Genomic DNA, 24,874 nt, shown 5'->3' with positions numbered 1-24,874 from the left:
CTCGATCCGGCAGACGGCTCGACCCGTCCGGCGGGTGGCATGAAAATCACTGCGTAGCAGTGATATTCGGCCACCCTGCAACGTGTTCACTTATGCGAACATGTGAATGAGTAATCGTGCGGTAACCATACGGTTGCTCGATGCACCCTTTTTGTTCAGACGGCCTCGTAAAGCTCCGAACATCCCATGTATCTACGAACAACGGAGTTTTCGCCGATGCCCTCTGTCTCGTCGCGTCCCATGCCCCGCCGGTTCCGTGCGGGTGCCGTGCTGGGTGCCGCCGTTCTCCTCGGAGCCCTGGCCGCCTGCGGTTCGTCCGACTCAACGAAGCAGGGCAACGGCGAACTGCTCAGCCCCGATGCCAAAGACACGCTGAGCGAGAACGGCGGCGCCCGCCGGACCACCGGCGACCGGACCGACGCCCTGCGCGCCTCGCTCAACGGTAACCAGGCCAAAAACGTCATCCTGCTGATCGGTGACGGCATGGGCGACTCCGAAATCACCGTGGCGCGCAACGTCGCCGAGGGTGCGGGCGGCTCCTTCAAGGGCATCGACGCCCTGCCGCTCACCGGTTCCTACACCCACTACTCCCTGGACAAGAAAACCGGAAAGCCGGACTACGTCACCGATTCCGCCGCCAGCGGCAGCGCATGGGCGACCGGAACCAAGACCTACAACGGCGCCATCGGCGTCGACCTGAAGGGCGCCCCGCAGACCAACCTGCTGGAGATCGCCAAGGCCAACGGTAAAGCCACCGGGAACGTCACCACCGCCGAGATCCAGGACGCCACCCCGGCCGTGCTCGGCGCGCACGTCACCGACCGCAAGTGTTACGGCCCGGAGGAGACGGCGCTCAAGTGCCCGACCAACGCGCTGGAGCAGGGCGGCCTCGGCTCCATCAGCGAGCAGCTGCTGAACACGCGCGCCGATGTCACCCTCGGTGGCGGCGCGAAGAGCTTCGACCAGAAGGCGGCCGCAGGCCAGTGGCAGGGCCAGACCCTGCGCGACCAGGCCAAGGCCCGCGGATACAACATCGTCGCCGACAAGGCGGGCCTCGACGGACTCACCAAGGCCGACCAGGATGCCCCCGTGCTCGGTCTGTTCACCCCCGGCAACATGCCGGTGCGCTGGACCGGCGACCTCGCCGTACCGAACGGCCTGAACCTGCCCGCGCAGACCTGCCGCCCCAACCCCGAGCGTGCCGCCACCCAGCCCGACCTGGCGACGATGACCCGCAAGGCGATCGACCTGCTGAAGCCGCGCAAGGACGGCTTCTTCCTCCAGGTCGAGGGCGCCTCGATCGACAAGCAGGACCACAACGCCAACCCGTGTGGTCAGGTCGGTGAGACCGTCGACCTCGACGAGGCCGTGCGGGCCGCGCTCGACTTCGCCGAGCAGGACGGCAATACCCTGGTGATCGTCACCGCCGACCACGCGCACAGCAGCCAGATCGTCCCGCTCGACACCAAGTCTCCGTCGCTGACCAGCAAGGTTGTCACCAAGGACGGTGCCGAGATGGGCGTCTCGTACGGCAACGCCGACGCGGGCGGCTCGCAAGAGCACACCGGCACCCAGCTGCGGGTAGCCGCGTACGGTCCGCACGCCGCGAACGTGGTCGGCCTCACCGATCAGACGGATCTGTTCTTCACCATGTCGGACGCGCTCGGTCTGGACCGGAGCAAGAAAGCGCTGGCCGCGGCAAAGTAGTCGAGTCCCGGCCCACCCGGCAGCGCCTTGGGCGAGGATGGTAGCCGGGTGGGTTACGGACTCTCGAGGACATCGCATGCATGACAACAGTTTTGGTCGCCGGGGCTTTATGGCCGGTGCGGCGGGGATCGCGACGCTGGTCGGCTTGACGCCCGCCCAGGCGGTACCGGTGGCGGACGGCGTCACCAAGTTCGGCTTCCCGACCGGAAATCGGTTGCGGGTGCTGGTGACCGGTGACGCCGGCACCGGAACGCGCACCCAGTGGGCGGTCGCCGACGCCATGCGTGCGTTTCACCGCCGGGAACCCGTCTCCCTCGCGCTCGGCCTCGGTGACAACATCTACGAGGCGGGCCCGAGCAGCGGCACCGACCGCCAGTTCGCCGACAAGTTCGAAAACCCCAATGCCGGACTGGATTTCCCGTGGTTGATGGTGCTCGGTAACCACGACACCAGCTCCGTCCTGCCCGGTGACGGCGGCTGGCTGCTGCGCGGCAACCACGAGGTCGAGTACCACGCGAACTCGCCGCGCTGGTGGATGCCGAGCCGGTACTACTCGGTGCGGGTGCCGGAGCACAACCCCGTCGTCGAGTTCTTCGTGCTCGACCTCAACCCGCTCGCCGCCTACATCCCGCCGATCTTCTCGCCTTACTGGGCGGTCGACGGACAGTTCATGAACGAGCAGCGGGCGTGGTTCGACCAGGCGGTCGCCGCGTCCACCGCCACCTGGAAGATCGCCTGCACCCACCACCCGTACCTCAGCAACGGCCCACACGGCGACGCCGGAAACTACGAGGGCCTGCCCATCGAACCGATCAACGGCATCCACGTGAAGCGCTTCATCGAGGACCACGTCGCCGGCACCTGCCAGTTCTTGCTGTCCGGGCACGACCATGCGCTGCAGGTGCTCGAGCCGACCATCGCCTCCAAGGGCACCAGGCAACTCGTGTCCGGGGCCGCCGCTAAGGTAGTCGGCGCCGAAGACGCCAGACACCGCGCCGGGAATCCCGCGCTGTTCGAGAACTATCACCAGCTCGGCTTCATGGTGCTCGATCTCACCCCGACCGCAGTCGACCTGCGCGTCTTCACCGTCGACGTCGCCAACGCGGCCCCCACGGAGGCCTTCGCCCGGCGTCTCGCCTGAGTACCAACTCTGTTGCGGCGCGCGGGAATTACGGCAATCGGCGGCAGCCCCCGCTACGGTGCTGGCTATGGCTACCGGTGATGGCCCTGACGATGCCGAAGCGTCGGGCAGTTCCCCTGGTTCCGAGGCCCCGGACGCACCGCCGAACGTCCGCAGGGAGACCGACCCGTCGGTGGAGAGCGTGTGGCTGCGCCATCGCCTGCCGCCGCGGCCCGGCAGACCTCGCGTTTCCACCGTCTTGCTCGTCGTCGCCTTCATCTCGTTGCTCGCGTTGTGGGTCGTCCTGCGCCCTGGCGGTTAGTGCCGCGCCGCGACCTGGGAATAATCCGGTTGCCGCGTCACTTAAGGTTGATCGTTATGAAGGAACAGGGGCGCAAGGTCATCGCGACCAACCGCCGGGCGCGGCACAACTACACGATCCTGGACGTCTACGAGGCCGGGATCGCGCTGGTCGGCACCGAGGTCAAGAGCCTGCGTGAGGGCAAGGCCTCGCTGGTCGACGCGTTCGCGACGGTCGACAACGGCGAGGTGTGGCTGCGTAACCTGCATATCCCGGAGTTCAGCCACGGCACGTGGACCAATCATTCGCCGCGCCGGACCCGCAAGTTGCTGCTGCACAAGCGGGAGATCGACCGCCTCGTCGGTAAGTCGCGCGAGGGCAACCAGACGCTGGTCCCGCTGTCCATGTACTTCTCCGACGGCAAGGTCAAGGTCGAACTGGCCCTGGCCAAGGGCAAGCAGGACTACGACAAGCGGCAAGATCTGGCAAAGCGCACCGCCGAGCGCGAGGTCACCCGCGAGCTAGGGCGGCGTATCAAAGGCATGCGCTGACCGCCATCCTGCTGTCGCTGGTAGCCGCCTTCGGCTACGGCGTCAGCGATTTCTTCGGCGGCGTCGCGGCTCGCAAGGTGACCGCACTGCGGGTCGTCATCTACTCCTACCCGATGTCGATCGTGCTGGTGCTGCTGCTCCTGCCGTTCGTCGACGGAACAGCGGACGCCGCGTCGATGGGCTGGGGACTGGCGGCAGGCGTGGCCAGCGGCGTCGCCGTCTGGTGGTTCTACGCCGCGCTCGCCAGCGGCCCGATGGCCGTGGTGTCGCCGCTGACCGCGGTGCTGGTGGCCGGCATACCCGTGCTCGTCGGCCTGATCGCCGGGGAGCGACCCGGGCCGCTCGCCTTCGTCGGCATCGTTTTCGCGTTGGTGGCGGTGTTGCTGGTCAGCCGGGAGTCGCCGGACGCCGTCACAGAGGAGATCACCGGCGGCCGCGAACTGCGGTTCACCAAGATGGTCGCCTTGCTGACCGTCGGATCCGGCTTGGCGTTCGGCCTGATGTTCGTATTCATGCACGAGACCGCCGCGTCCGCCGGGCTCTGGCCGCTGCTCGCGCAGCGGGTCGCGGCGACCGGTGTGGTGTGGGTGACCGCATTGACGCGCGGCGAGTTCAAGCGGTTACGTGGCGAACCCTTGCGACTCGCCTTCTACATCAGCGTGCTGGACGTGATCGGCAACGCGGCGCTGCTGTACGCCTTCCACGGCTCGATGCTCGCTCTGGTCAGCGTGATCGGCTCGCTCTACCCGGCGGCCACCGTGCTGCTCGCCATGGTGCTGCTCGGCGAACGCGTCGGCAGGCAGCAGCAGGCAGGCATGGTGCTCGCCCTCATCGCCGTCGGACTCATCGCCGCAGCGTGAGCCGGGTCGCCGGACACCGGCCCGATAATGGGAAGAAACGGTCCCTGGCCGGTGTTAATATGAACAGCCCGGCAAGGTGTCGGGACGTACGGGGCTGAACGGTTTCGACTTTGTACGTAGATTCAGGGGAAGCGTGTCGGTGCAGGCAAGAGACCACCGTAAGCGTCATTGCAACCAATTAAGCGCCGATTCCAATCAGCGCGAGTACGCCCTCGCTGCCTAAGTAGCAGGTCGTCTCTGTCAGCCCGGGTTCGTCCCTCGACCCGGGTCCTGGCATCAGCTAGAGGGACTTACCGTCCTGGCCGGTCGCGGACCAGGTTGGAACATCAAACAGCGACTGGGATCGTCATCTGAGCTTGTTCGCGAGACTCGGAGATCCAAGTAGAGACACAGCGAACTGCACACGGAGAAGCCCTGGAGACGCGGCGGAGGACCCGGGTTCGATTCCCGGCAGCTCCACTTCACTCGTGCGAGGCCCATGCTCATGGAGAGCATGGGCCTTGCTCGTTTCGTCGTGTTTTGTGGGGGCGCACCCCGCACGCCCCGCCCGGCGGGGGATCTTTCAGGAGCCGATGGCGACGCCGAACTCCGCCTCGATGAGCTCGAACATGAGGTTCCAGGACTTCCATTCCGTATTGGTGTGCGCGGCGAGTGTGTGCCGGTCAGCCGGGTCGGTCACCGCGAAGAACCAGGAGCCCCAGAGGCTGCCGCCGACGCCGCGCAGCGTCCGGCCGTCGGTGGCTGCTTTGTCGAACTCGAACAGGCCGAGACCGTAGCGGGCATGCGGCATCCAGTGACCACCTTCGGTGGAGACCGTGGTCCACATCTGGCGATGCTGATCCGGCGGCAGCAGGCTGCCGGTGGCCAGTGCGTCGATGAATCGGATCATGTCGCCGGTGGTCGAGACGACGTTGCCTGCCGAAAACCCGCCTGAGGTCTTGTATTCGGTGACGTCGAGCGGCTCGAGGCCGGGATCTTCCATCATCGACTCCCAGTTCTCCGGGGTGACCGCGGCCGGGTCCGCGCCTTCCTTGAAGAACAGGGTCGAGTACGCCCTCGGGTGCGGTTCGGGGTATCCGGTGTGTTCGGTGGGGCGCACGTAGGTGCCGGCCAGGCCGAGCGGCTGGACGACTCGGCGATCGACCTCGGCGGCGTAGCTGTTGCCGGTGACTTTCTCGATGATCGCCCCGGCAATGAAGAAGCCGCCGTTGGAGTACGCGAAGTGCTCGCCGGGCGCACCGATCGGTGGCTGCGAAACTGCAAGCCGCAGTAGCTCTTCGGTGGTGAACTCGTCGAGGCGGTGCTCGTCGAAGGCGGACCGGGTCGCGTAGCGGTAGCTCAATTCCGGTGCGAGGCCCGTGATGAAGAGACCGCTGGTGTTGTTGAGCAGGTGCCTGATGGTGATCGTGTTGCCGTCGTAGCCGTTGACGTTCAGCACGCCGGGGAGCCACTTCTCGACGGTGTCGTCGATGCTCAGGACGCCTTGGGCTTCGAGGGCCAGCAGCGTGGCGGCCGTGAATGCCTTTCCGGCGCTGCCGGTGTGCACGTGCTCTCCTGGCTTGCGCGGGGCGCCGGTCGCGCGGTCGGCCACGCCCGCGGCGCCGAACCAGGTCTGTTCGCCGTGCGTGACCTCGGCGACGATGCCGGGCACGTGGTACGTGGCCACCGCGCCGTCGAGAACTTGCTGAATACCAGTGTGGGTCATGTCGATTCGTCCTTGCTCTGGGAAACCTTTACGACATCACAAAAGTAGCGTTGCGTTCAGAGATGCTTCAATCAAACGTATCCATACAGGAAGGTGTATTAGCTGATGAGTCAGCGTATTTCATTGCACGACGACTGTCGCATAATGCAACGGTCTCGTTGCATTAAGCTGTAGCCCAGTCAGACAGCTGAGGAAAACTATGCCCGGTGCACGATTGACCGAACAGGATCGGCGACAGATCGCCGTAGGCCTGCGCGACGGACTGACCTACGCCGCGATCGGCCGCAGGCTCGGGCGACCGACCTCGACCGTGACCCGTGAGGTGATGCGTAACGGCGGCCCGAACCGCTATCGCGCCGAGCAGGCCCACCAGACAAGCACCCGATACCGGCGCAAGCGCCGGGGCGCTGCACCGACGCCGGGGACCGGGAGGGTCGAGGTCGGCGGCCGCGATCCACGCGTCGTGGAACAGGTCGCCGCGCAGACCATGGATCTGCTCATCGAGGCAGGGCTGCCGAACATGACGGCGCGGGTGCTGGCCGCACTCTTCACCACCGACAGCGGCAGCCTGACCTCGGCAGAGCTCGTGCGGCGCCTGCACGTCAGCCCGGCCTCGATCTCCAAAGCGGTGGGGTACCTGGAGGGGCAGGTGCTGCTGCGGCGCGAACGCGACCCTCGAGGTCGCGCGGACCGCTACGTCATCGATGATGATCTCTGGTACCAGACCATCATGGCCGGCTCGCGCGTCGATACCCGGATCGCCGCCGCCTGCATGGACGGTGCGCAGCGTCTCGGCGCCAGCACACCAGCCGGGGCGCGGCTGGCGAAGATGGCCGAGTTTCTCCTGCGCGTCAGCGAGGACCTGGTCCGCTCGGTGGAGCACTGGCGCCAGGTCTACGGCCTCGGCTCAGCTGTCGAGAGCGACGCCGACACGACCACCGATTCGTGACGCTGAGGAAACGACCGGGTGGTGGGCGCGCCGGACCCGCTGACCCTTCTCCCCAATCCCCGCGAAACCCTATGCACCCCAAAGAAATGCTTATTCTGGACCGATGTTCGACTCACGGCATGTTCGGGTGTTCGACGAGGTCGTGCGGACGGGCTCGTTTGCGGCGGCGGCGCGGAGTTTGGGGTATACGCAGCCGGCGATCAGTCAGCAGATGAAGGCGTTGGAGCGGTCGGTGGGGACGCCGCTGTTCGTGCGGGTGGGGCGGGGGTTGCGGTTGACGGATGCGGGGCAGGTGCTTGCGCAGCATGCGGCGGGAATTTTGGGGACGATCTCGGCGGCGCAGCAGCAGATGACGGCGATTACCCGGTTGAAGACGGGGCGGGTTCGGGTGTGTGCGTTTCCCAGTGCGAGTGCGACGTTGGTGCCGTCGGCGGTGGCGGCGATCAAGACGCGGCATCCGGGGATCCGGGTGGAGTTGTTCGATGCGGAACCGCCGGATTCGGTGGAGGCGTTGCGGCGGGGGGAGTGTGACATCACGTTGGCGTTCACCTATGACGCCTCGAGTGAGCAGCCGGAATCGGATGACCTGTACAAGGTTTCGTTGCTCGATGATCCGTTGATCGTGTTGCTGCCGAAGGGGCATGCGCTGGCTCGGCGGCGAACGGTGGAGTTGGCGCAGCTGGCCGACGAGCGGTGGATCGCCGGATGTGTGCGCTGCCGTAGCCATTTCATCGAGTCGTGCGCGACCGCCGGTTTCGAACCGCACATCGATTTCACGACAGACGACAACCTCGCGGTGCAGAGTCTGGTGGCGGCGGGTACGGGGATCGCGGTCATGCCGAGCATGGTGCAGTCGTTCATCCGCCATCCGAAGGTGGTGAGCCGTCCGGTGATTCCGGTGGACTCGCGGACGGTGGCGGCGTACGCACTGGCCGGTCACCACAACATTCCGGTCACCCGACTCATGATGGAGGCGTTGCAGGTCGCCGCCGATGAGATGAGCGGCAAGTAGCCGCCGCAACACATAACGGATCCTTTGGTTACGGCAACAAGGTCTAAGTAGACCGTAGCGTTGCCGCCATGCATGCTGGTCGACATAAGCCGACTCGACCACCTGGTAGTCAACGATCTTCCATTGCTGGACAAGGTGTTTCATGCGAGTCGGCCGCGCCGCTGAGTGAAGGGGCGGCGCGCGTTGGTCTACTTGTTCGATCGGAGTCGCCATGTCCATCAGTACCGCCGCCCCGTGTACGCCGGTCCTCACCGATCTGGTCGCCGCGGTGCGCGAAGTCGTCCGGCGTGAACGCCCACCTGCCGAGGCCGCACAGCTCGTCGCCAATCGGCTCGAAGGCTTTCTGGCGCAGCCGAATCTGCTGCCCGCCGAGTTCCGGGCGGGTTCGCCGGAGAAGTATCGGCAGCACCTCGTGCACACCGAAGACGACGGGAGTTTCTCCGTGGTGGCCCTGGTGTGGCTGCCGGGGCAGCAGACACCGATCCACGACCACGTGTCCTGGTGTGTCGCAGGGGTTTACGAGGGCGCCGAGACCGAATGGCGTTACGAACTGCGTGGTGAGGGCGAGTCCGCTCGGCTCGTCGCGGTGGATCACGTGGTCAACGCGGCAGGCACGGCTTGCGGTTTCGCCCCGCCCGGGGATATCCACCTGGTGCGCAATGCCGGTACCTCGACGGTGATCTCGATCCACATCTACGGCGCGCACATCGGCAAGCTCGGCACCAGTATGCGCCGCGAGTACCGCCTGCCCGTCACGGACGAATAGCCAAAGGCCCCAGCCGTTTTCGACCTCAGGAGATGACCCTTGGTACCGCGCTCGGCCACGCTGGCCCTCAACGAATCGATCAACGCACGCCGGGCGGCCGGCCAAGACATCCTGCATCTCGGGTTCGGTGAGGCTGGGCTGCCGGTGCTTCCCGAGATCGCCGCCGCACTGGCCGAGGGCGCGACGGAGAACTCATACGCCCCGGTGGCGGGGACCGTCCGGGCCCGCGAAGCCGCGGCGCGGTATCTCTCGCGGCGTGGTCTGCGCACGGACACCGAGCAGGTCATCCTCGCGCCGGGCAGCAAGGCGCTGCTGTATGCCGCCATCGCGGTGTTGCCCGGCGATGTGGTGCTGCCCATCCCGTCCTGGGTCACGTATCCAGCGCAGATCGGTTTCCTCGGCAAACGCGCCATCGGGGTGCCGATCCCGCGCATCGCGGGTGGCGTGCCGGACCCGGACCTGCTCGAACCTGCGCTGGCGAAAGCTCGGGAAGCGGGCGCCGACCCGCGGATTCTCATCCTGACCGTGCCGGACAACCCGACGGGAACCGTCGCAGGCGCGGACCTGATCGCCCGGGTCTGCGAGATCGCCGACCGGCACGGCATGACCATCATCTGCGACGAGATCTACCGCGACCTCGCCTACGACCCCGAGGCGATGCGCAGCCCGGCGACCCTGCTGCCGCACCGGACCATCGTCACCGGCGGACTGAGCAAGTCCATGGCGCTCGGTGGCTGGCGGATCGGCTTTCTCCGCACCCCGCCCGGCCGCGCGGGACAGGAGTTGGCGGCGCAGATCACCGGACTCGGCAGTGAAGTCTGGTCCTGTCTGGCAGGTCCGATGCAGGCGGCGGCGGTCTTCGCCTTCGACGCGCCTGCCGAGGTCACGGCGCATATCGCCGCGAGTCGGCGACTGCACGCCGCGGTGGCCCGCGCGGCACACACGGTGTTCGCGAAAGCGGGTGTCGCCTGCCGCGCGCCGCAGGCCGGGTTCTATCTCTACCCCGATCTCGAGCTGTTCCGTCCCGCATTAGCCGCCCGTGGCATCGAAACGGGCGTGGCGCTCGCCGACCATCTGCTCGACGAATACGGCATCGGCGTGCTGGCTGGCGAGCACTTCGGGGACACGCGGGACAGTCTGCGTTTCCGGGCGGCGACCAGTCTGCTGTATGGGCAGACGGCTGATCAGCGCTGGGAAGCGTTGGGTAGCAACGATCCGACGTCCCTGCCGTGGATCGCCGCGGCACTCGACCGGCTGCACACCGCACTGCAGTCGCTGGGCTGACCCCGACCGCCTCGCCGGAGTGGCCGCGACCCGAGGCTCGCCCCTCCGCCTGCCTCGCCTATGTTCGGCACTGACGTGCGACAAGGCGACTGGAGGTGCGGGTGGCGGGAGGCTTCGAGGCGAAACTGCGCCGCCGTACCGTCCTCGCTGCCGGGCTGGCCGCCACGTGGCTGGTCGCGGACAGCTCCTCGGCCGGCGTCGAAAGCCCGGATCCGGCGCACACCGACGTGTTGTTCATCGGTGCGCATCCGGACGACGAGTCGAGCAACCTGTCCACGTTCGGGCGGTGGCGCGACGAGTTCGGCTGGACCACCGGCGTCGTCACGGTCACGCGCGGCGAGGGCGGCGGCAATGCCGTCGGGCTGGCGGAAGGCCCCGAGCTCGGACTGATCCGCGAGACGGAAGAACGCAAGGCGAACGCTCTCGCCGGGATCGAGAACATCTACTACCTCGACAAACCGGACTTCTGGTACACCCTGTCCGCACCGCTGACCGCGCGCGTGTGGGACGAGCAGGACACCCTCGCGAGGCTGGTGCGGTTGGTCCGGCTCACCACACCGCACACGATCGTGGTGATGGACCCGCGACCGTTCGATCAGCATGGCGGACACCAACTCTCGGCGCGGCTCGGTATCGAGGCGTTCCGGCTGGCAGGCGATCGGCAGGTCTATCCGGAACAGCTCACCGACGAGGGACTGTCGGTGTGGCGGCCGACCAGGCTGCTCGCGCAGAACTACGGGTTCGGCTCGTTGCTCGGTCCAGAAGTAGCCGAACAGCGGCACACCGATCCCGGCACCGGGTTGCCGGTCATCGGCGTCTGGTCCGGTGTTCGCTCGCGCGCACACCACACGACCTGGGCGCAGGTCGAACGCGACGCCACTCGGCTATATCTGACACAGGGTTTCGCCGCGAAGCCTGCGCAGGTTCCGACCGATCCGAATCAGCTCGGTTCCGAGTGGTTCACGGTGCTGGCCGAGGACGGGCGATTCGTCGAGGTGCCGGTGCACCGGCAAACCGGATTGAAACCGCGCTACGCCGAGTTCGCGGCGTGGGCCGACCGAACCGGATTGCCGTGGTTGGCCAACCGGGTCCAGCCGGACTATCCACCGAACCCGAGGACTGTCGTCCCGTCTGTGGCGATCGCACCGATTCTGAACGGTATCGAGGGGCCAGGGGAGTACCCGGGACCTGAACTGCCGCTTGCTATTTGGCAGGGCGGCGGTGGGTGTGCAGCGACGGCAAAGCTTTCCAGGCACGACGATGACTTATACGTGCTGGTCAACGTGACCGATGACCGCGAAGGCGCTGCACTGGCAACCGACGACATCAAAAGGCATTGGCGCACAGACTCGGTCGAGATCGCCATCGACCCGAGCGGCAACTCCGACGACACCTCGACCACTGTCAAAACCGGCATCCTGCCGTACACCGCGGACCGCGGCGGGCCTGCCGCAGAGCGCGACGCCGACAACCACCAGGGCGCACCGCTACCGGGGATGCAGGTGGCTTCACTCGTCACCGAGCCGTACCGCGGCTACTCGATCGAGGTGAAAATCCCCCTCACCGCGCTGCCCGAACCGGTCGATCCCACCCGATTCGCGATGAACATCCTCGTCTACGACTCCGACACCGACGACAAAACCGGCCGAACTCGCCTGGCCTGGTCGCCATTCGGCAGCGCCCAAGCCGACCCCTACGTCTGGGGCACGGCAACCCTCGCCGACTACCGAGCGCACCCGGCCCCCGAGACGCCACCCGTCATCCCCCGAACCGCGGCCCGAAGCGCTGACTCGCCCGCCTCGTTGGCCCAGACCCGGCGCACCGGAGTACCGATCGCGGGCAACCCGAGACCCAAACCCGCACGCTAGCCGGCCGCGCTACCAGCGGCGGCGCACGGCTTGCCAAGCTCCACCCCGTTTCGCGCCGCCCGGGCGCACCAGGCAAGGTTTCTGCTGGCAGAAGGCCCAGAATCGGTCAACATCCAAGACTCACCACAACTTCCGGGTGCCGTCGAGACGGCTACCGGGGCGTGGCCCGGGAAGTAAGGTTTGGGGGACTGGACACTCCGAGCCTCGAAGGGGCGGCGCCGATGCTGACCGACGAACTTGTCGCGAAGGTTCACTCTGTCGATACGACCGCGCTGTGCGACGCGGACAAGTCGATGCGGGTGATGGACACCGGGATTCGGGCACGGTCGGCCGAGGTGCGGATTCTCGGCCCCGCGTTCACCGTGCGCTGCCGGGGCGACTTCTTCGCGGTACTGCGGGCGATCGAGTCCGCGACACCCGGCGATGTGATCGTCGTAGACGGCGACGGGAGCGAAATCGCCTTCGCGGGCGAGATTTTCGCGCGCGGCGCCCAGGTTCGGCAGCTTGGTGGAATCATCATCGACGGGGGATACCGCGACATCGGTTATGTCCGCCGCTGCGAGCTGCCGATCTACAGCCGATTCGTCACACCCATGGCGGGCACCACCGCGCAGCTCGGTGAGTTGCAGACCCTGGTGAACTGTGGCGGAGTCTCGGTGGCGCCCGGCGACGTGATCCTGGCCGACGAGGAGGGGGTCATCGTCATCGATCCGGATCGCCTCGAACACCTCGTCGATGCCGCGACGGCGGTCAAGGATGCCGAAGCCAAGGTGATCGCGAAGCTGGACGCCGGCGCGACATTGAGCGACGCGATCAACGTCGCCGCACACGCCGAGGCGCTCCGCAACGGTGAGCGCTCGTCCCTGCAGTTCCTGGTTTGATCGACGCTGAAAGCCTATAGCCCCGGCCCTATTTCGCGGATCACCTGAATCAGCAGGTCGGCTTCGGGCTCGGTGATGCGCCAGTTGACGAAAGTCGGGCGCAGAGCGGTCATGCCTCGATACGTGGTGGTGCCGACATAGACGCGGCCGTCATCGAGAATGGCCGCGCCGAGCCGAGCATTGAGAGCGTTCAGTTCGCCTTCCGGCACGCCCGGCGGCCGGTAGCGGAAACAGGTGACGCACAACTGAACCGGCGCCAAGAGCTCGAAGTCGGGCGCCTCATCGACAACCCGGCCGAGGTGCGCGGCCACGTCGAGGTGGCGTTCCACCATGTCGCGATAGCCCGCACGGCCGTAAGCGCGCAGTGTCGCCCAGATGGGGAATGCTCGTGCACGGCGCGAGGATTCGGGACCGTGCATGTTGTAGCTGACCTGTTCGTCATCGAGGGTCGGCAGGTAGGCGGCACCCCAGCCGCCGAAGGTCTTGCCGAGCACCGTGTTGTCCTTGACAAACGAAAATCCGCTCTCCTGCGGCACATTCAGCCACTTGTGGCCGTCTGCGGTGATCGAATCCGCGCGCTCGACGCCGCGGGCGAGGTGCGCCGTGCGCGGTGAGAGCGCAGCGAACAGCCCGAAAGCGCCGTCCACATGCAGCCAGGCCCGGTACTGCTCGGCCAGGTCGGCCAGCTCGTCGATGGGGTCGGAGTCGCCGGTGTTCACCTCGCCGAGGTTGCCGACGATCACCGCGGGCGCGCCGTCGAGCTCGATCAGCGACTGCTCCAGCGCGGCCAGGTCGATCCGTCCGGCATCGTCGCGGACGAAGGTACGCAAGGTATCTCGCCCGCACCCGAGGATCTGCAATGCTTTGCGGGTGCTGGCATGCACCAGTCCGCTGGTGAGCACCGGCAGCTGCGGTAGGCCGGCCAATCCTTGGGCGACCACGTCCACCCCGTGCCGATCGGCCCACCAGTAACGAGCCGCGGCCAACCCGGTCAAATTCGCGAACGTGGCGCTCGGGGTGAGCACCGCGCCGAAGTCTTGCGGCAGGCCGAACAGATCCTTCAGCCACCCGAGCACGACGGTTTCGGTGCGCGACGCCAGCGGCGAGGTGACCCACAGGCCCGAGTTCTGGTCCAGCAGTGCGGTTATCCAGTCCCCGGCCAGCGCCGCCGGTGTCGCCCCGCCTACCACGAGATGAAAGAAACGCGGCCCGGCCGAGTGCACCGACGCCTGCGTGCCGACCGCGAGCAACCGCTCGATCGCCGCCAGCGCACCATCGCCGTCTTCGGGCAGCGGACCGCCGAGGTCGTCGATCAGCGGGTCCTGGGTCGCATCGTGCACCGGTCGCTCCGGCAGGCTGTCCAGATACGGCCCCGCCGCCTCGTGTACTAATGCCAACGCGTGCGCCGCGACGTTCTGTTCTTTCCACGGATCAGCCATGCCCCAGCGAACCGCGCGTCGGCCGCCTTTGTAAATAGCCAGTCGGCCAAGGTGATCCGCCCTCGCCGTGGCCGAGACTCGCCGGGACTGTCTGCGCTCTACGGCCGCCGCCCAACCGGCACGGCCGCCGAAAACGCGGTTTCGAGGTTTGAGTGTCAAAGTAACTTCATAGGAGACTTCAAGTAGCTGTCTACACTGTGGTCCGTGACAGTGGACCTGCCTGAAGCAGACCTCGGTTATCGCCTGCTCGCCGAGCTCCGTACGGTTTCCGACCAGCTCGACGCCGCCCTCGTCAGCGTCCTGCGCGACCTGGATCTCACCGTGCCGTCGGCGAACATGCTCTGGCATCTCACCCCGACGGCCGCGCCGCCCTCGATGTCCGAACTCGCCCGCCGCACCTGTAGTGACCCGTCGACGGTCACCTTCATCATCGACAAGCTGGAGAAACGCGGCACCGTCGAGCGACTACCCGGCCCGGACGACAAGCGGGTGAAGGTGGTGGCGCTCACCATGGCCGGGGTGACGCAGCGCGAAAAGCTGGTCGACGCGATGACCCGGCATCTGCCGCTGCGCCGGCTGTCGGCCAGGGAGCAACGTCAGCTGCACCGGTTGCTGTCGAAAGCCACATCCAGCGCTTGAGCATCCGTGAGAGCTATTTGCTATCAATAGATTTCGTGATTGCCGGTGTTGTCGCCCATTAGCCGAACGAGAATCTTTCCGGCGCTTGAAGTTACGAAACCCCCGCTAATCTGAACCCATGATCACGCTCAAGAAAGAAGACGGCGCCGCGGATCTCGCCGGCGTCACCAAGCTCAGCGTCGGAGTGAGCTGGGATCCGTCGGCGGGTGCCAGCGGTGGGGCGCTCGGCTGGGCGCGCCGCAAGAAAGGCGTCGACCTGGACCTGATCGCCATCCTCATGCAGGGCGCCGAGCCGGTCCGGTTCGCCGGGCTCGACTCGCTCGACCCGCTGGGCAACGGCTCCGTGCTGCACAGCGGCGACGAACAGTCCGGCGCCGCCGCGGGCGACGACGAGACGGTGCACGTGACCTTCGCCGATGTGCCCGGCGGCATCGACGCCATCATCTTCGTCGCGGTGGCCTTCAAGAAAGGCAGCTCGTTCGAGAAGGCCAACAACATCAGCTTCAAGGTCTACGACGCCAGCGGCGGCACCAGTCAGCAGGTGGCCGACATCTGGCCGTCCCTGCTCGGCACGGACAACGCCAATGCCGTTGCCCGCGCGTTCCGTTCCGGCACCACCTGGCAGCTGGAGGTGCTGAACCGCAAGGGCAAGATCAAGCAGGGCGACAAGCAGGCGCTGCTCCGCTTCGCCATGGCGTAGGCCGTCGGCGCGGTCATGTGAGGTGCTCGGTGGTCGCGACGGAGACCGGGTCGCCCGCCGTGAAGACGTCGAGCAACATGTCTTCGTCGTGATACCCCGCCAATGCCGTCAAACCCTGGGTGGTACGGGCGATGGCGTGCACATGGTCACCGGAGAGCGGGTATTCGGGCACTTTGCGGCGCCAGTGCACGCAGAGCAGCGTGCCGCCCGGCTCGAGATGCTGCACCGCCTGCCCGAAAGCCGTACGCAGGGTGGTGGAGTCGAGGTAGTAGCAGACCTCGCTGAGCACGATCAGGTCGAAATGCTCGTTGGGCCATTGCTCACCGAGCGCCCAGCGGCGGAATTCGACTGCGCCGCGCTCGGATTCGGGCAGTCGATCGATGCGTTTGCTTGCCGAGTCGAGCGCCTGGGCTGCGATGTCGGTGCACACCAGCCGATCACAGCGGTCGGTGAGTTCGACCGAGAGGGTGCCGATCGAACAGCCGGGCTCGAAGGCGTTGTGGTAGCGGGCTTTCGGTAGCGCCCCCATGGTGAGTGCGCGTTTGCGCTGCTCGTACCAGCGGGTGGTGAAGCCCCACGGGTCGGGATCGTGGGCGTACATGTCCTCGAAATAGTCCGCTGCCAGCCCGGTCCCGTTCATACGAAGAACGTTTCCGTGTTGCCGGTGAACCGGTCGAGTACCGCGGCCGGCAGGATCGGCTGGTCGGCGGGATCGTCCGACATCGGCAAGATCTGGCTGCGGAATTGCGCGAGCGCGCGCACCTTGGCCTCGACCGCCGACCCGGGCAAGGTCAATGTTCGGGCCCGGCTGGCGGGCACCACCGGATGTTCCGGAGTTGCCCAGTGCCACATCCAGACCGGGAACTCCAATAGTCGGATCGCGGTGCCCGCGCAGGCCGCGGCGGTGGCCCGCCCGACAGCTTCGTGGTCCGGGTGGCCGTCGCGCCGCCAGGTCGTCGCGCACCAGGCGCCCGTGTGGCCGCACCTGGCGAAGATGTCCGACAGTGCGTCGGTGACCGCGGCCTCATCGGCGGCCACCCGGCCGTCGCCGATGCCGAGCCGGATCGGAGCGTCGACGCCCAGTTCGCGGGCCGCTCGACGCGATTCCCGCACCCGCAGATCGGCGAGCTCGGACGGCGAACAGGTGGGGGAGCCCGGATGCGACGCTTCACCATCGGTCACCGTGACTATGGTGACCGGCAGGTCGCGCGAGCGGGCCAGCGCGATCAGACCGCCGACCCCGAGCACCTCGTCGTCGGGGTGCGGCGCGACGACGATCAGGTGCCGCCAACCGGTCAGCGAGAGTTCCGGGCGACGGTGGCGCCAGCGGGCCCAGGTGCGCTCGGGTGTGCCCCGGGCGGCGAGATCGATCAGCGGTTCGGCAACCATGAGTACTCCCTTTCCGCGTAGTCACGGCCGAGCTGGGCCAGATCGCGCTCCGCGTGGCTCTGCCGGAGGTAGACGGTGAGATCCGCGACGCGTTGTGCGTGGTCGGCGTCGGCGCACAGCGGAGCAGCCCCGAGCGCCCGGCCGACCCGGTCGAGAGCTGCCGTCGCCGCGTCCTCGACCACGGCCCGGACCGTCCTGGCGCGCAGCCGTGCCGTTCCCGAGCGGTCGGTCGGGTCGGCGTCGGTCTGGTGCGCGGCCTCGGTCAAACACAGTGCGGCGGCTTGCAATCCGCTCATGACGGCGCCGAGGTGAGCCAATGCGTGCTCGTCGGTGGCGCGGTCGTGCAGGGTGCGGGCGACGGCACTGGCGCCGCCGTACCAGCACGCCGCCACGCCCATGGCGCCGTGCCAGAACCCGGGCCGGGCCAGGTACGTACCGGGGCCGCCGACCGGCTCGGCGGCGGCCGCGTGGAAGTCCACTGCGCCGGAGTCGGATTCCCGCATGCCGACGGCATGCCAGCTGCCGGGCACCGGCCGCACCGACGGCTGGCCGAGGTCGACGGCGAACAGCCTGCGTTCTTCCCCTGCGCGGGCGGTGACCAGGGCGTGGGTGCAGATCGTCGCGCCGGAGCACCACGGCTTACGTCCGTCCAGCGTCCATCCGCCCGGCCCGAATCGCGCTTGTAGCACCGGCTTCGGGGGCTCGGCGGCCCACACTCCCCAGATCTGGCCGCGCTCGACGACACCACCACCGAGCTCGGCCAGGATCGCCGCCGCGTCGGCGTGCGCCTCCACCATCCGCCCGACCACCACATTGCCGAAGGTGAAATCGGCGAGCGTGCGCCAGCGGTCGATGGTGCGGCCGGAGCCGGGAGGGGGGAGTTCGAGGCGTCCGGAATCGGCGAGCCGGCGTAGCGCGCTCGCCACCGTGCCGGTGGCCGCCGGTGCGGTCGAGTCCGCCGCAGCCGCTGACTGCAGGACCTCGGTCGGCGGCATCAGGCGCTCCTGCGCTCGGTGCTGGGCGAACTCTCGATTCGCCGCAAATGAGCAGCGAACCCTTGCGGTGCGCGTCCGGCCCGGCGCGCCGAAGTAGTGACACGGACGTCCTCGGCCCACGCGATCCGCGCGCCATCGGCCACCATGCGCGTCACCAAGTCGACGTCCTCACCGGTCCGCAGATGCTGGAAACCACCGACCCGCCAATAAGCATCGGCGCGAAAGCCCAGATTCGCGCCGTGTACGTGGCCGTGCGGACCGCTCGTGCGGTACTCGTCTTCGTAGCGTTGCCGGGTGGCGGTCGTATGTTCGGCCCAGTCGCGGACCTCGACGATGCCTGCGACTACATCGCTTCCGGCTCGGGCGTAATCGACCTGCCGCCGCAACCACAGCTCGTCCACTTGGGAATCAGCGTCGGTGGTCGCGAACCAGGTCTCGGCGCCACAGTGCGCACCGGCCTGCCGGAAGCCATGCGCACGGGCCGCACCGACATTGCGCTCCTCGACTCGGATGACCTCGATCTCCGGCGGCGGCACCCCCTCGGATTCGTCGGTGCAGGCGTCCAGCACCAGTTGGGTACGGACCGGGACTTCCACCTGCGCCGCCGCACGCGCCAATGCCGCCAGACAGTTCGGAAGCAGACGACCCTCGTTGCGTACCGGGACGACAACCACTATCCGGGCCACGGCATGGCCGGGCGCCGCGGCATCGTTCCGATCGGCACGCGGGATAGGGACCCCGTCGTCCGGACGTGCGTTGGTCATTGCTCCCGGCTACCCGGCAACGACCGGAGCAAACGGTCAGCGAGTCTCGATGTGGTGAAGCTCGCGGCGCTGCTTGGGCTCCGCTCGGCGGGGTATGACCGCCGCAGCGCGTTCTTTTCCGGCGTGCCAGAACCAACGTCAGGAGGACATCATGCTGGGTCTCGGGATCATCGGATGGATCATCATCGGCGGCCTCGCCGGCTGGCTGGCCAGCAAGATCATGAAGACGGACGCTCAGCAGGGGATTCTGCTGAACATCGTCGTCGGCATCGTCGGCGGTCTGCTCGGCGGCTTCCTGCTCAAGGCGTTCGGCGTCGACGTCGAGGGTGGCGGGCTGTGGTTCAGCTTCTTCACCTGCATCGGTGGCGCGGTGATCCTGCTGTTCCTGGTCAATTTGGTGACCGGACGGCGAGTGTCGCACTGATCGCCGAAACCGACTGACTAGAGGAGGAGCCGACGATGACCACTGTTGCGGAAATGATCGTCACTGCGCTGGCCGACCAGGGTGTCACCCAGGTCTGGGGCGTCGTCGGCGACGCACTCAATCCGATTACCGACGCGATCCGCCGAGAAGACCGGATCGAATGGATCGGCGTGCGACACGAAGAGGTCGCCGCCTACGCCGCGGGCGCACAGGCCCAGCTCACCGGCACCATCGGGGTGTGCATGGGAACCGTGGGCCCCGGCTCGATCCATCTGCTCGGCGGACTCTACGACGCGAAGAAGTCGCACGCACCGGTCCTGGCGATCTGCGGTCAGGTGCCGACCTCGGAGATGGGCAGCGAATACTTCCAGGAGGTCGACAACGACGCGGTCTTCCGCGACGTCTCCGAGTTCACCGCCACCGTCACCAGCGCCGCCCAGATGCCGCGGCTGTTGGAGCAGGCGGTGAACGCCGCGGTCTCCCGGCAGGGTGTGAGTGTACTGACCATTCCGGGTGATATCGGCGGTCTGAAGCTCGACTCCGACGAGCGTCCCCGGTTCGTCGCCCGCGATCGCACGATCGTGCCCGGTGCGGCCGAGATCGTGCAGGCCGCGGACACCCTCAACAAGGCGGACAAGGTCACACTGCTGGTCGGCATCGGGGCCAGGGAGGCGCGTGAGGAGGTGCTGCGGCTCGCCGAACAGCTCTCCGCGCCGATGGTGCTCACCATCAAGGCCAAAGAAGGGCTCGAGCACGACAATCCTTATGCGGTCGGCCAAACCGGTTTGATCGGCAATCCCGCCGCCAATTCGGCGCTCGAAGACTGCGACGTGCTGTTCATGGTGGGTACCGACTTCCCGTATCGGGACTGGTATCCCACCGGCAAGACCGTCATCCAGCTCGACGCCCGGCTCGACCACATCGGTCGCCGCACGCCGGTTGATGTCGCGCTGGTCGGTCACGCGGGTCCCGCACTGCGCGAACTGCTCTCGAAACTGGACGCCAAGTCCGCCGACAAGCACCTGAAGAAGGCGCAGACGGAGTACCAGCGCTGGTCCGGACTGCAGGATCGGCTGGCCGAGCCCAAGCATGATCGCAAATTCCTCGGCCGCATCCGCAAGCATCTGGACAACCCGGATCAGCTGATCCGCCCGGAAGCGGTTGCCGCCGCGGTGAATACGCACGCCGCCGACGACGCCATCTTCACCTCGGACACCGGCATGTCCACGGTGTGGCTGTCCCGATTCCTCAGCCTGCGTGGCACCCGCCGACTGCTCGGCTCCTACAACTTCGGCTCGATGGCCAACGCCATGCCGCAGGCGCTCGGCGCGCAGATCCTCGATCGCGAACGTCAGGTGGTGGCCTTCTGCGGCGACGGTGGTCTGATGATGCTGCTCGGCGACCTGCGGACGGCGGTCACCTACGACCTGCCGGTCACGTTGGTGGTGTTCAACAACGGCCGCCTCGGCATGGTCAAGCTGGAGCAGGAGGAAGGCGGCCTGCCCGAGTTCGGCACCGTGCTCGACAATCCCGATATCGCCGCCGTCGCGCAGGCGATGGGCCTGGAGTCACGGCGGATCACCGATCCCGATGATCTGGACGGGGCGGTCGCGGAGGCCTTCGCGCAGCGCAAGCCCGTGCTGCTCGATGTCGTCACCAACCCCGACGAGATCTCGATCCCCCCGAAACCGACCTTCGACCAGGCCTGGGGATTCGCCATCGCCAAGGTCAAGGAGACGTTGGAGAGCCGGACATAAGAGGTCGGCGCCCGCGGCGGCTCGCCGCGGGTCCGATCATCGGTGGATCCCATGACAACCGACGCCGGAATGGTTAGTGTCCGAGGACATTCCAAGGCAATCGGGTGGGGCCCCGATAGCCGGTTCGAAATCGGGAGAACGCGTGAGATTCACAAGAGCTGGTGCGCTGCTCGCGGCGGCACTGATGGCCACAAGCCTAGGGCTGACCGCATGCTCGTCGGATGACGGCGGCGACGCCGACATCGTCACGGTCAACGGCGGCGAGCCGCAGAACCCGTTGATACCCACCAACACCAACGAAAATATGGGCGGCCGCGTGGTCGACCGGTTGTTCGCGGGGCTGAAGTACTACGACGCCAACGGCGTGGCGCACAACGAGCTTGCCGAGTCGATCGAGTCGCCCGACCGCAAGAACTACAAGATCACCATCAAGCCGGACTGGAAGTTCTCCGACGGCTCACCGGTCACCGCGAAGTCGTTCGTCGATGCCTGGAACTTCGGTGCGCTGGCCACCAACGCGCAGTTGCAGAACTACGTGTTCGCGCCGATCATCGGTTTCGACGACGTGCAGGCGGAAAAGCCTGCGGTGCAGACGATGTCGGGGTTGAAGGTGGTCGACGACCGCACCTTCACCGTGGCGTTGAAGCAGCCCTCGATCGACTTCGAGGTCGGCCTCGGGTTCGCGCCGTTCTACCCGCTGCCCGAAGCCGCGTTCAAGGACCTGAAGGCGTTCGGGGAGAACCCGATCGGCAACGGCCCGTACAAGTTCGCGCGCCAGGGCGCGTGGCAGCACAACGTCCAGATCGACCTGGTGCCCAACCCGGAGTACAAGGGTGGCCGCGAGCCCAAGAACAAGGGCCTGCGGTTCGTGATGTACCAGTCCTACGACACGGCCTACGCCGATCTGACGGCGGGTAACCTCGACGCGCTCGACATCGTCCCCGACACCGCGATGTCCTCCTACGAAAAGGATCTCGGCGATCGGGCGATCAAGAAGCCGATCGCGTACAAGCAGGCGCTCGGCATCCAGACCAACGTCCCGCACTTCAGTGGTCCAGAAGGCGTGCTGCGGCGCAAGGCGATCTCGATGGCGATCAATCGGGAACAGATCTGCCAGAACATCTTCAACGGCACCCGGATTCCGTCGCTCGACTTCACCGCACGCACCCTGCCCGGATACAGCGACAAACTGGCAGGCAACGAATTCCTGAAGTACAACCCGGAAGAGGCCAAGAAGCTCTGGGCCCAGGCCGACGCCATCTCCCCGTGGTCGGGGCGTTACGAGATCGCCTACAACTCCGACGGTGGCCATCAGGCCTGGATCGAAGCGACGGCGAACAGCATCAAGAACACCCTCGGCATCGAGGCGATCGGTGCGCCGTACCCGACGTTCAAGAACATCAGGGACGCGATCACCGGCAAGACGATCGGTAAGGCGTTCCGGCACGGCTGGCAGGGTGACTACCCGACCATGCTGCAGTTCCTGACCTCGCAGTACTACAGCTTCTCGGGGACCAACAGCGTCACCTACGACAGCAAAGAGTTCGACGAGCTGCTGAACAATGCGCTGGCCGCGCCGACCCTGGAGGAGTCCTACCGGATCACCGCCAAGGCACAGGAACTGCTGTTCAAGGACATGGCCGACATCCCGATGTTCGACTACGTGGCCGCGGCGGGCCGGTCGGAGAAGGTGAAGAAGGCCGAACTCACCTGGAGTGGCCTGTGGGACTTCGAGGGTATCGAGAAGTAGTGCGCTGAACCGTGCACCCTAGGCCCGCTGACGCCGAATGCGTCAGCGGGCCTTCTACTTTCAGCCCTGCTGGGTCGGCACGACGATCACTTCGGCGACGTTCACCCGCGTCGGTGCCGTGACCGCGTAACCGATGGCGTCCGCGATGTCCTCGGAGACAAGGGTTTCCAGCGTGAGCTGGCCCGACCGGTGGTGCGGCGCAGGCGCACGCCGCAGCGGCCCGAGCGGGTGAGTCCCGGACTGCTGGCGCTGCTGCAGACATGGCCGAACACGCCTGCGCTGGTGCTCGGCAGGTATTTGGACGTGCTCGCCGCGAATCCGCTTGCGACCGCAGTCAATCCGTGTTCGGTGCCGGGTGCCAACCAGTTCAGGATGATGTTTCTGGATCCGGAGGCGCAATATCTATCCGGACTGGGCCAGCCACGCTGCGGAGACGGTAGCGAGCCTGCGCGCCACGGCGGGCGATCTCGACGACCCACGTCTGACCGAGCTTATCGGCGAGCTGTCGTTGAAAAGCGAGGACTTCCGGCGCTTGTGGGCGCGCCACGATATTCGGGGCAAGACCGGCGGCACCAAACGCTTCCGCAACCCGATGGTCGGCGAGTTGACACTGTCCTACGAAACGTTGTCCGTGAACGGTGCGCCGGGGCAGATTCTCATCGCCTACCATGCCGAGCCGGGGTCCGATTCCGAGCGTGCGCTGGCCTTGCTCGGGAGCATGGTCGCTACCGCGGAACCGGTCGTGCAGGACTCGAACGTGCCGTCGCTCGACTAGTACGTCGTTCGGCCGGCGCGGTCAGTCCAAGCGCTTGATGTAGCGATGCGCGGGTACGTCGACCGCGCCCGTCGGACCCGGCGCTGCATGGACGAACAAACCGTCGTCGGACCAGCCGCGCTTCTCATAGAACTTGCGGGCCCGAGTATTGCCCGGCACCACGGCCAGCCAGGCCCGCTGGTGACCGTCGGCGCGTATCCGGCTCTCCGCGGCGGCGAGCAGGCTTGCCGCGACGCCGGAGCCGCGGTGGTCACCGGAGACATAGACCTGGTCGACCTCGTCGCCGTGCACCATCACGAACCCGGCGACAGCCGCACCCACCGTCGCCACGGTGGTGTCCGGGACCCGTTGTGCCGCGCGCGTATCGAAGGATTCGCGCGGGCGGACCGTGATCAACTCGTCGGGGATGTTCCCCAGATGCGCGTCGCACCAGCCCGCGTACCAGATCTGGGCGATCGTCTGCACGTCCGTCGGGTCGGCCGACCGCAGCAGCACGGCCGCAACTCCCTCTGTCATTCGCGAACCTTAACAACTTCGGCAGGCGCGAGCGGGCCGAAGATTCCCTGACTCCCTGTCCGGTCTGCTGTCGGCAGACACAGCGGCATTCGGTGCTCGAAGGGCAGTAGACCTGAGTCATGATCGAAACATCGCACCTGGACTACCGGGGCCAACTAGCCGACCGATTGCTCCGGCATCGGACGATCCAACTGACCGGTGAGGTCGACGACGCGATGGCTGAGCGGGCGTGCACCGAGCTGGTGCTGCTCGCCGGCGAGAACGACAAGCGCGACATCGTCCTCTACATCAACTCCCCGGGCGGGTCGGTGCTTGCCGGCCTCGCCATCTACGACACGATGAAGCTCATCCCGAACGACGTGGTGACCGTGGCCGTCGGCTTCGCCGCGAGCATGGGGCAGGTGCTGCTTGCGTCGGGCACCAAAGGTAAGCGAATCAGCCTGCCGCACAGCAGGATCATGATGCACCAGCCGTCCGCCGGCATCGGTGGCACCGCCATGGATATCGCGATCCAGGCGGAGAATCTGGAGTACATGAAGTTGCAGTCGGAGCAGATTCTCGCCGCGGAGACGGGTCATTCGCTGGAGGAGATCAGGATCGACAGCGACCGGGACCGCTGGTTCACACCGGAGCAGGCGCGCGAGTACGGCATCGTCGACGAGATCGCCGCCAGCTTCGCCCAGATCGCACCATTCACCAACGCACACCGAGCGGGGTTGTGA

Annotated in this window: 24 protein-coding genes, 1 other RNA gene and 1 pseudogene; 19 read left to right on the top strand and 7 right to left on the bottom strand. The window is 66.8% G+C overall.

Annotated features, from left to right (window positions below):
* Positions 1–240: 240 nt before the first annotated feature.
* From phoA to ssrA, 6 genes are all read left to right on the top strand, one after another.
* Positions 241–1,707: an alkaline phosphatase gene (gene phoA / locus DMB37_RS12840; protein ID WP_135232893.1), complete on the top strand. Its 1,467-nt coding sequence runs from the start codon at positions 241–243 to the stop codon at positions 1,705–1,707.
* 76 nt (positions 1,708–1,783) lie between these two features.
* Entirely contained in the window at positions 1,784–2,848 is a 1,065-nt protein-coding gene (locus DMB37_RS12835; RefSeq protein WP_135232892.1) for a metallophosphoesterase, read from the top strand.
* A 67-nt stretch (positions 2,849–2,915) separates the two neighbouring features.
* The gene (locus DMB37_RS12830) at positions 2,916–3,149 is read left to right on the top strand and encodes a hypothetical protein (RefSeq protein ID WP_135232891.1); all 234 of its coding nucleotides are present in this window, start codon (positions 2,916–2,918) and stop codon (positions 3,147–3,149) included.
* 56 nt (positions 3,150–3,205) lie between these two features.
* Positions 3,206–3,679 (top strand): SsrA-binding protein SmpB, encoded by a 474-nt coding sequence (gene smpB / locus DMB37_RS12825; protein WP_107658851.1) that lies wholly within the window; start codon positions 3,206–3,208, stop codon positions 3,677–3,679.
* A gap of 8 nt (positions 3,680–3,687) precedes the next feature.
* Positions 3,688–4,539 (top strand): DMT family transporter, encoded by an 852-nt coding sequence (locus DMB37_RS12820; protein WP_135232890.1) that lies wholly within the window; start codon positions 3,688–3,690, stop codon positions 4,537–4,539.
* A 90-nt stretch (positions 4,540–4,629) separates the two neighbouring features.
* Positions 4,630–5,001, top strand: a transfer-messenger RNA (tmRNA) gene (gene ssrA / locus DMB37_RS12815).
* Between the two features lie 100 nt (positions 5,002–5,101).
* Here ssrA and DMB37_RS12810 read toward each other — a convergent pair.
* Positions 5,102–6,244, bottom strand: a complete 1,143-nt coding sequence (locus tag DMB37_RS12810; RefSeq protein ID WP_135232889.1) for a serine hydrolase — start codon at positions 6,242–6,244, stop codon at positions 5,102–5,104.
* Positions 6,245–6,443: 199 nt separating this feature from the next.
* Between DMB37_RS12810 and DMB37_RS12805 the strand changes: the two genes are divergently transcribed.
* From DMB37_RS12805 to DMB37_RS12780, 6 genes are all read left to right on the top strand, one after another.
* Positions 6,444–7,193 (top strand): helix-turn-helix domain-containing protein, encoded by a 750-nt coding sequence (locus tag DMB37_RS12805; RefSeq protein WP_135232888.1) that lies wholly within the window; start codon positions 6,444–6,446, stop codon positions 7,191–7,193.
* Positions 7,194–7,296: 103 nt separating this feature from the next.
* The gene (locus DMB37_RS12800) at positions 7,297–8,205 is read left to right on the top strand and encodes a LysR family transcriptional regulator (protein WP_135232887.1); all 909 of its coding nucleotides are present in this window, start codon (positions 7,297–7,299) and stop codon (positions 8,203–8,205) included.
* Positions 8,206–8,416: 211 nt separating this feature from the next.
* Complete coding sequence (locus DMB37_RS12795) at positions 8,417–8,971, top strand: cysteine dioxygenase family protein (RefSeq protein ID WP_135232886.1); 555 nt, start codon at positions 8,417–8,419, stop codon at positions 8,969–8,971.
* Positions 8,972–9,010: 39 nt separating this feature from the next.
* Complete coding sequence (locus tag DMB37_RS12790) at positions 9,011–10,255, top strand: pyridoxal phosphate-dependent aminotransferase (RefSeq protein WP_135232885.1); 1,245 nt, start codon at positions 9,011–9,013, stop codon at positions 10,253–10,255.
* 95 nt (positions 10,256–10,350) lie between these two features.
* Positions 10,351–12,123 (top strand): sugar-binding protein, encoded by a 1,773-nt coding sequence (locus DMB37_RS12785; RefSeq protein WP_240772374.1) that lies wholly within the window; start codon positions 10,351–10,353, stop codon positions 12,121–12,123.
* 221 nt (positions 12,124–12,344) lie between these two features.
* Positions 12,345–13,004, top strand: a complete 660-nt coding sequence (locus DMB37_RS12780; protein ID WP_135232884.1) for an RraA family protein — start codon at positions 12,345–12,347, stop codon at positions 13,002–13,004.
* 14 nt (positions 13,005–13,018) lie between these two features.
* Here DMB37_RS12780 and DMB37_RS12775 read toward each other — a convergent pair whose 3' ends face one another.
* Complete coding sequence (locus DMB37_RS12775; RefSeq protein ID WP_135232883.1) at positions 13,019–14,443, bottom strand: pyridoxal-dependent decarboxylase; 1,425 nt, start codon at positions 14,441–14,443, stop codon at positions 13,019–13,021.
* Between the two features lie 204 nt (positions 14,444–14,647).
* Here DMB37_RS12775 and DMB37_RS12770 point away from each other — a divergent pair, with 204 nt between their 5' ends.
* Positions 14,648–15,082, top strand: coding sequence for a MarR family winged helix-turn-helix transcriptional regulator (locus DMB37_RS12770; protein ID WP_135232882.1), 435 nt, complete (start codon positions 14,648–14,650; stop codon positions 15,080–15,082).
* Positions 15,083–15,200: 118 nt separating this feature from the next.
* A complete protein-coding gene (locus tag DMB37_RS12765) occupies positions 15,201–15,782 on the top strand; it encodes a TerD family protein (RefSeq protein ID WP_135232881.1) in 582 nt (193 codons plus the stop codon).
* Positions 15,783–15,795: 13 nt separating this feature from the next.
* Here the strand turns inward: DMB37_RS12765 and DMB37_RS12760 are convergent, their stop codons facing one another.
* From DMB37_RS12760 to DMB37_RS12745, 4 genes are read right to left on the bottom strand one after another with little or no spacing between them, the layout of a single operon-like run.
* Complete coding sequence (locus tag DMB37_RS12760) at positions 15,796–16,422, bottom strand: SAM-dependent methyltransferase (protein ID WP_135232880.1); 627 nt, start codon at positions 16,420–16,422, stop codon at positions 15,796–15,798.
* Positions 16,419–17,171, bottom strand: a complete 753-nt coding sequence (locus DMB37_RS12755; RefSeq protein ID WP_135232879.1) for a PIG-L deacetylase family protein — start codon at positions 17,169–17,171, stop codon at positions 16,419–16,421. The genes DMB37_RS12760 and DMB37_RS12755 overlap by 4 nt, the downstream gene beginning before the upstream one ends.
* The gene (locus DMB37_RS12750) at positions 17,153–18,166 is read right to left on the bottom strand and encodes an acyl-CoA dehydrogenase family protein (protein WP_240772373.1); all 1,014 of its coding nucleotides are present in this window, start codon (positions 18,164–18,166) and stop codon (positions 17,153–17,155) included. The genes DMB37_RS12755 and DMB37_RS12750 overlap by 19 nt, the downstream gene beginning before the upstream one ends.
* The gene (locus DMB37_RS12745) at positions 18,166–18,930 is read right to left on the bottom strand and encodes a glycosyltransferase family 2 protein (RefSeq protein WP_135232878.1); all 765 of its coding nucleotides are present in this window, start codon (positions 18,928–18,930) and stop codon (positions 18,166–18,168) included. The genes DMB37_RS12750 and DMB37_RS12745 overlap by 1 nt, the downstream gene beginning before the upstream one ends.
* A 151-nt stretch (positions 18,931–19,081) precedes the next feature.
* Between DMB37_RS12745 and DMB37_RS12740 the strand changes: the two genes are divergently transcribed.
* The 4 genes and pseudogenes from DMB37_RS12740 (at position 19,082) to DMB37_RS41920 (ending at position 23,636) form a co-directional block, all read left to right on the top strand.
* Positions 19,082–19,354: a GlsB/YeaQ/YmgE family stress response membrane protein gene (locus DMB37_RS12740; protein ID WP_135232877.1), complete on the top strand. Its 273-nt coding sequence runs from the start codon at positions 19,082–19,084 to the stop codon at positions 19,352–19,354.
* Positions 19,355–19,389: 35 nt separating this feature from the next.
* Positions 19,390–21,111 (top strand): thiamine pyrophosphate-dependent enzyme, encoded by a 1,722-nt coding sequence (locus DMB37_RS12735; RefSeq protein ID WP_135232876.1) that lies wholly within the window; start codon positions 19,390–19,392, stop codon positions 21,109–21,111.
* A gap of 184 nt (positions 21,112–21,295) precedes the next feature.
* On the top strand, positions 21,296–22,861 hold the full coding sequence (locus DMB37_RS12730) for an ABC transporter substrate-binding protein (RefSeq protein WP_135237540.1): 1,566 nt from the start codon (positions 21,296–21,298) through the stop codon (positions 22,859–22,861).
* Between the two features lie 189 nt (positions 22,862–23,050).
* A pseudogene (locus DMB37_RS41920) lies at positions 23,051–23,636 on the top strand (hypothetical protein).
* 21 nt (positions 23,637–23,657) lie between these two features.
* Here DMB37_RS41920 and DMB37_RS12715 read toward each other — a convergent pair.
* Positions 23,658–24,152 carry a GNAT family N-acetyltransferase gene (locus DMB37_RS12715; RefSeq protein ID WP_135232875.1) on the bottom strand — a complete coding sequence of 165 codons (495 nt, stop codon included), beginning with the start codon at positions 24,150–24,152 and terminating at the stop codon, positions 23,658–23,660.
* Between the two features lie 119 nt (positions 24,153–24,271).
* On the opposite strand from DMB37_RS12715, the gene DMB37_RS12710 reads away from it, so the two are divergent.
* Positions 24,272–24,874: a ClpP family protease gene (locus DMB37_RS12710; RefSeq protein WP_135232874.1), complete on the top strand. Its 603-nt coding sequence runs from the start codon at positions 24,272–24,274 to the stop codon at positions 24,872–24,874.

The organism is Nocardia sp. CS682 (assembly GCF_004634405.1).
GTDB lineage: Bacteria > Actinomycetota > Actinomycetes > Mycobacteriales > Mycobacteriaceae > Nocardia > Nocardia ninae.
This window is presented reverse-complemented; position numbering and strand designations above follow the sequence as displayed.

Bases quoted from the DNA above. Each gene is read 5' to 3' on its own strand.
- DMB37_RS12745 (WP_135232878.1), bottom strand. From the start codon at position 18,930: ATGACCAACGCACGTCCGGACGACGGGGTCCCTATCCCGCGTGCCGAT.
- phoA (WP_135232893.1), top strand. From the start codon at position 241: ATGCCCCGCCGGTTCCGTGCGGGTGCCGTGCTGGGTGCCGCCGTTCTC.
- DMB37_RS12810 (WP_135232889.1), bottom strand. From the start codon at position 6,244: ATGACCCACACTGGTATTCAGCAAGTTCTCGACGGCGCGGTGGCCACG.
- DMB37_RS12760 (WP_135232880.1), bottom strand. From the start codon at position 16,422: ATGAACGGGACCGGGCTGGCAGCGGACTATTTCGAGGACATGTACGCC.
- DMB37_RS12735 (WP_135232876.1), top strand. From the start codon at position 19,390: ATGACCACTGTTGCGGAAATGATCGTCACTGCGCTGGCCGACCAGGGT.
- DMB37_RS12740 (WP_135232877.1), top strand. From the start codon at position 19,082: ATGCTGGGTCTCGGGATCATCGGATGGATCATCATCGGCGGCCTCGCC.
- DMB37_RS12795 (WP_135232886.1), top strand. From the start codon at position 8,417: ATGTCCATCAGTACCGCCGCCCCGTGTACGCCGGTCCTCACCGATCTG.
- DMB37_RS12775 (WP_135232883.1), bottom strand. From the start codon at position 14,443: ATGGCTGATCCGTGGAAAGAACAGAACGTCGCGGCGCACGCGTTGGCA.
- DMB37_RS12715 (WP_135232875.1), bottom strand. From the start codon at position 24,152: ATGACAGAGGGAGTTGCGGCCGTGCTGCTGCGGTCGGCCGACCCGACG.
- DMB37_RS12800 (WP_135232887.1), top strand. From the start codon at position 7,297: ATGTTCGACTCACGGCATGTTCGGGTGTTCGACGAGGTCGTGCGGACG.
- DMB37_RS12805 (WP_135232888.1), top strand. From the start codon at position 6,444: ATGCCCGGTGCACGATTGACCGAACAGGATCGGCGACAGATCGCCGTA.
- DMB37_RS12830 (WP_135232891.1), top strand. From the start codon at position 2,916: ATGGCTACCGGTGATGGCCCTGACGATGCCGAAGCGTCGGGCAGTTCC.
- DMB37_RS12755 (WP_135232879.1), bottom strand. From the start codon at position 17,171: ATGGTTGCCGAACCGCTGATCGATCTCGCCGCCCGGGGCACACCCGAG.
- DMB37_RS12765 (WP_135232881.1), top strand. From the start codon at position 15,201: ATGATCACGCTCAAGAAAGAAGACGGCGCCGCGGATCTCGCCGGCGTC.
- DMB37_RS12835 (WP_135232892.1), top strand. From the start codon at position 1,784: ATGCATGACAACAGTTTTGGTCGCCGGGGCTTTATGGCCGGTGCGGCG.
- DMB37_RS12730 (WP_135237540.1), top strand. From the start codon at position 21,296: ATGGCCACAAGCCTAGGGCTGACCGCATGCTCGTCGGATGACGGCGGC.
- DMB37_RS12710 (WP_135232874.1), top strand. From the start codon at position 24,272: ATGATCGAAACATCGCACCTGGACTACCGGGGCCAACTAGCCGACCGA.
- smpB (WP_107658851.1), top strand. From the start codon at position 3,206: ATGAAGGAACAGGGGCGCAAGGTCATCGCGACCAACCGCCGGGCGCGG.
- DMB37_RS12750 (WP_240772373.1), bottom strand. From the start codon at position 18,166: ATGCCGCCGACCGAGGTCCTGCAGTCAGCGGCTGCGGCGGACTCGACC.
- DMB37_RS12780 (WP_135232884.1), top strand. From the start codon at position 12,345: ATGCTGACCGACGAACTTGTCGCGAAGGTTCACTCTGTCGATACGACC.